A 4983-nucleotide genomic window follows, 5' to 3' on the forward strand; every position below is an offset into this window, starting at 1 on the left:
TCAGGCGATGACTGCCTGGGAAGAATCAAGCGATGATCCGAGAATCAGAGAAGCCTACTTTGATAGGCGCAAGGCCGTGCTGGATGAGAAAGCAGCTATCAGGGAGGCTGAACTTCGGTTGAGAGAAGCACTTGAAAAAGGTATGGCCGAAGGCAGGGTGAAAGGTAGAGTAGAAGGAAAAGCGGAAGGTAGAGTAGAGGGTAATGCAGAAGCAAAAGCTGAAGTAGCAAAGAAACTTTTAGAGCTAGGCTTTGAAATAACCAAAGTCGTCGAAGCTACAGGTTTGTCGGAAAAGGAAATAGAGGAATTAAGAGATTAGTTTTAGAGGCAAATATATCTGAGTATCGGGATAATAAAGCAGCGGAAACCCTTGCCTTAATGGCCAGGGCATCCGCTGCTTTTTGTACTCAATCACTGCATATACATTTGATATTCTTCGGCACTAATTCCGGGATGGAGGCTCATGCCTAGAGCCCCGGCGATAATACGGGCAGTGGTTTGGATTAGAGAATCGATTTCTTTGGGAGTGACCATTAAATTATTGTGGTAAGGTGATAAGGCTTTTTCAAGAACTTGCTCAAAGGCTTTGGGACTGAATTCCTTATAAAGCCGGAAGAGCGAGGGGCTGGTTTTTAATTCGTCCAAAAGGGACTCTAAGCAATTATTGGCAATAATTGCGGCATTCATCACCGTTGGCAGGCCGATAGCAATCACTCGGCAGCCCAAAGTTTCTTTGTTAATTCCTGCCCGCCGATTACCTACGCCGGAACCGGGGGAAATGCCCGTATCCGAAATTTGAATGCTGGTCCCGATTCGCTCAAGAGATCCTGCCGCTAGGGCGTCGATGGCGATAACCAAATCAGGCTTGACATGTTCAACAATCCCGCGAATGATTTCCGCCGTTTCGATACCGGTTATTCCCAGAACACCGGGGGCGATGGCGCTGACCTTGCGCAGCTTGCCGTTTAGCTCTACCGGAGTGTAGTTAAAGAGATGACGGGTGACCAGACTTTTTTCAATTACTTGCGGTCCAAGAGCATCGGGAGTGGCATTCCAGTTACCAAGTCCAACCAGAAGGATACCGGCGTCTTCCGGTAGGTTCATTAAATCAATTAGTTTATTCGCTAACAGTTTGGTGATGTCCTGCTGGATTAAATAGTTATTATCATGAACTTCGGGTACATCAATTGTTATGTAGGTACCTTGGGGGCGCCCCATCTCCTGGACCCCTTGCTCATTCAGAATCTTAATCGTTGTCACTGTAGCATGTTCTAAATTTTCTTTCTCCATGCTGACACCGGGAATCTCTGTTTGAGCATCACCACGCAATAACTCGTGGGCTTCAACAGCCATATCGATATTCAGATTAAATGCCCGCAAAAGTTCGGCTTTTTTCAAGGGTACCCCTCCTTAACTATCTACTCAGGAAAAAGATTTCACGCATATGCTCAGGAGGACACGACATTTGGACTTTGTCATACCGAGCGTTTAGCAAAGTATCTTGACCTCATATCACCGTTTGTTATTATCTATAGGAATTGCATAATAGCTAATTGTAGAAAAAAATCACTGGCCCTCGCGACCAGTGACCAAGAGGAGAAACGAAAGGAAGAACTGGATGGGGGAAAGGTCTCGAACTTGTTCATCGATGACCAATTTTAGTATTTGCCGCAAAAATGCTTTTATGCAAGTTTTTTAGGGAGAATTTTAGAAGATTGTGGTATACTTATGCTGAAGTGAAGTAATTATTTTTAGTAAAAAAGCTCACTCGATCGGAGTGAAATTATATGCGCATTATTGCCGGAGAATATGGTGGGCGGCGTCTAAAGGCTGTACCGGGAATTAACACCCGCCCTACCGCAGATAAGATCAAAGGGGCAATTTTCAATGTGCTAAAGGACAAAGTTGAGGGGGCACGAGTGCTGGACTTATTTTCCGGCACTGGAAATTTGGCCTTGGAAGCAGTATCCCGCGGGGCTAAGGAAGCCGTACTTATTGAAAAGAACAGGATTGCCCAGCAAGTTATCCGCGAAAATCTTGAACATTTGGGGGTTAAAAATGCCAAGCTCATAACTATGGATGCCTTTGAGTATCTTGGACGATTTAGAGACGAAATATTTGACTTAATTTTTATTGACCCGCCCTATCACCAGGGTTTAGCTGAAAAGGCTCTGCAATATTTAGCTGATCCCTGTCGGCTTACCGATTCCGGGGTTCTTATCGTAGAAACGGCAAAAGATGAAGAACTTTTGGAGTTCTCCTCTTTTGAGATCAGAAAGACAGTGGAATATGGGGACACGAAGATCCGGTATTTGCAACGAAGGGATTGAACGAGACATCCTTCAGTGATCGAAGAATGGAGTGGATAATATTGGAAAGTGATGTATTAGCATTATTAGATGAATTAGAAGAAATTGTGGATAGAGGAACCAAGATCCCTATGACTGGAAAGGTTCTAGTGGATGATAACGTTGTATTTGATTTAATAGATCGTTTAAGGGCTGCTTTGCCAGAGGAACTTCAGAATGCAAAATGGGTATTGACAGAAAGACAAAAGATTTTGGACGAGGCCCGTACAGAGGCAGACCGCTTAATGGAACGGGGTAAATCTTATATCGAAAAAATGGCAGAGGAAAGCGAAGTTGTTAAACAAGCTCAAGGCTATGCGGAAGATATTGCCCGCCAAGCTCAGGCTTATGCTAAAGAGGTCAAGCTGGGAGCCATTCAGTACACAGATGAAATGCTCCTTCAAGTAGAACAAAATGTAGCGGAGACCCTTCAGGCTGTACGCCGCAATCGGGAGGAACTTCGTAATCTTGCTAAACGGGACCCAAGAGATAAGTCTAGTGATAAAACAAGTGATAAGACGAGTGAAATAAAAGGATAAGGGATTCCTCTGCGGTATCCCTTACCCCTCTTTTTAATTAGGAATGCACTATTTTACACAAGAAACATATTTTAGATTAGGCGGCGACCTACCCATCGGAATACCCAGATCACCAAACTTAATACAAAGAAAATAAGCATTATGCTACAGAAGATCTTAGAACTTAACTGCCAGGTTTCCATAAATCCGAAGGGGCCGGGAGCAAGGTTTAGGTCAAATACGGGGATATTCATTAGATTTAAGAATATTCGGCTTAAGGTTAAGGCCAAACCGGCTTGGAGTACTCTACCGATTACAAAGGGCATAAAACGCAAATCCGTGGTGCTGGTAAAGCTGGCTACCTGAGCGAAGACGGAAAGCCCACTCCAACCCAATAAGGCAGCTAGTATACCTATTTGCAGCCGGAGTCCGGAAAAAGTGTCGATGGCTGTGCGGCAGCCCAAGGTGGTCTCAATGAGTCCATTAATGAGAGCCGTGACTGCTTTGGAAGTTATTAAGCCGCCGGTGAGCGAATGCAATAAGGCACCGATTAAATTGGTTAAATGAAATGATTCGAGTAGTTTTACTAACACTGCAAAAAAGACGATGAAGCCTCCTACTAACAAAATGGTATTAATACTATGACGAACAGCATCACCAAGAATTTGGCCAAAAGGACGAGAATCCTCCTGTTGGGCTTTTAGCAATTCTTGGAATGCACTTTTAAAGGAGGGTAAGTTGGTAGAATGCTTTTCGTTTTTATCAGCCCGATAAAAGCGAAAGAGAACTCCCACTAACAGATTGCTTAGATAAACGGATCCGGCTAAAACAATCCCTAACTCAGGTCTTAAAAGCATACTTGAAGCAACCGCACCAAACATAAAACCGGGGCTGGGATTGCAGGTAAAAGCGAGAAGACGCTCCCCTTCTTCACGAGTCAGAACCTTTTGCCGGCGGAGCTTGGTTGTGAGGACTGCTCCAATGGGGATTCCGGAGGTAAGGCTCATAGCTATAACAAAGGAAGCCTGGCCCGGTAAACGAAAAAGCGGGCGCATTAAAGGCTCAAGCAGCACCCCCATAAAATGGACAAAGCCGGAGGAAAGGAGTAGTTCGGAAAGAATAAAAAACGGTAACAGTGCCGGCAACACATAATGCCACCATAAAGAAAGACCATCGGCAGCTGATTTAACAACATCTTGTGGATAATAAAACATAGCTAGGCCAAGAATAACCAAGGGAATCACGCGAGCTACTGAAGTCATATCTTACCCGCCCTTCTACAAATTTATAAGGAAAAAGAAAGTCGGCTAGAAGAGTTTATTCATTGGGAAGCTAAATATGAGGGGCAAATTAGTAAAGAAAATATTAGGACAAAGTCAGCCAATTTAAGCAGAACAATGGATAAAGTCGAAAATTTCTGAACTTAACCGTATTTGCTCTTGATATCTTGAAATGACGTGAATTTATGTTAAACTAAGTAAAGTGTTTCGTGTGGAGAGACAAAAAGATAATTCACACGAATTTTATGTTTCGGTAAAGTAAGAGAACTCATTTTTGGGCACAATGAATGAGTAACAGAAAGAAAAAGAGAAACGAAAGAAAATGGGTGGAAAAGAAAAATAGGGGGTAATAAGTGGTGAAGATTCTTGTTATTAACTGTGGGAGTTCCTCGCTGAAATATCAATTATTAGATATGGATACCCAAGCTCCTATAGCAAAAGGACTTGTGGAACGGATCGGCCTTCCCGGAGCGGTGCTTACCCATCGCCCAGCGGATGGTGAAAAGGAAATTATTACGGCGGAAATACCTGATCACACAGTAGCTATTCAACTGGTTCTAGATGCCTTGGTGAATCCCGAATATGGTGTAGTTAAGAGTCTCGAGGAAATTGGTTCCGTGGGTCACCGGGTAGTCCATGGGGGCGAGAAATTTGCCAGTTCGGTATTGATTAACGATGAGGTAATGCAAGCAATCGAGGAGTGCATTGAGTTAGCACCTCTCCACAATCCCCCCAACATTGCTGGAATTGAAGCTTGTCAAAAATTAATGCCCGGGGTTCCGCAAGTGGCAGTTTTTGATACTGCCTTTCACCAAACTATGCCCCCCCATGCTTACC

General features: G+C 43.9%; 5 protein-coding genes and 1 pseudogene. 4 read left to right on the plus strand and 2 right to left on the minus strand.

Features of this window, described 5'->3' with window-relative positions:
- On the plus strand, positions 1-319 hold a 319-nt coding region (locus AC1U9U_RS15470), incomplete at its 5' end, for an Rpn family recombination-promoting nuclease/putative transposase (RefSeq protein ID WP_479961450.1).
- Between the two features lie 92 nt (positions 320-411).
- Here the strand turns inward: AC1U9U_RS15470 and gpr are convergent.
- A complete protein-coding gene (gene gpr / locus AC1U9U_RS15475) occupies positions 412-1398 on the minus strand; it encodes a GPR endopeptidase (RefSeq protein ID WP_479961451.1) in 987 nt (328 codons plus the stop codon).
- A gap of 389 nt (positions 1399-1787) precedes the next feature.
- Here gpr and rsmD point away from each other — a divergent pair, with 389 nt between their 5' ends.
- Both rsmD and AC1U9U_RS15485 read left to right on the plus strand, forming a co-directional pair.
- On the plus strand, positions 1788-2330 hold the full coding sequence (gene rsmD / locus AC1U9U_RS15480) for a 16S rRNA (guanine(966)-N(2))-methyltransferase RsmD (protein ID WP_479961452.1): 543 nt from the start codon (positions 1788-1790) through the stop codon (positions 2328-2330).
- Positions 2331-2371: 41 nt separating this feature from the next.
- A complete protein-coding gene (locus AC1U9U_RS15485; RefSeq protein WP_479961453.1) occupies positions 2372-2887 on the plus strand; it encodes an ATPase in 516 nt (171 codons plus the stop codon).
- A 71-nt stretch (positions 2888-2958) separates the two neighbouring features.
- On the opposite strand, the gene AC1U9U_RS15490 is transcribed toward AC1U9U_RS15485, so the two are convergent.
- The gene (locus tag AC1U9U_RS15490; RefSeq protein ID WP_479961454.1) at positions 2959-4128 is read right to left on the minus strand and encodes a nucleoside recognition domain-containing protein; all 1170 of its coding nucleotides are present in this window, start codon (positions 4126-4128) and stop codon (positions 2959-2961) included.
- A 374-nt stretch (positions 4129-4502) separates the two neighbouring features.
- Here AC1U9U_RS15490 and AC1U9U_RS15495 point away from each other — a divergent pair.
- Positions 4503-4983, plus strand: a pseudogene (locus tag AC1U9U_RS15495) (acetate kinase); the annotation flags it as partial.

Source organism: Desulfitobacterium sp., assembly GCF_982384815.1.

Excerpts from the sequence above, each read along its gene's own strand:
- AC1U9U_RS15490 (WP_479961454.1), bottom strand. The coding sequence starts at position 4,128 with ATGACTTCAGTAGCTCGCGTGATTCCCTTGGTTATTCTTGGCCTAGCT.
- rsmD (WP_479961452.1), top strand. The coding sequence starts at position 1,788 with ATGCGCATTATTGCCGGAGAATATGGTGGGCGGCGTCTAAAGGCTGTA.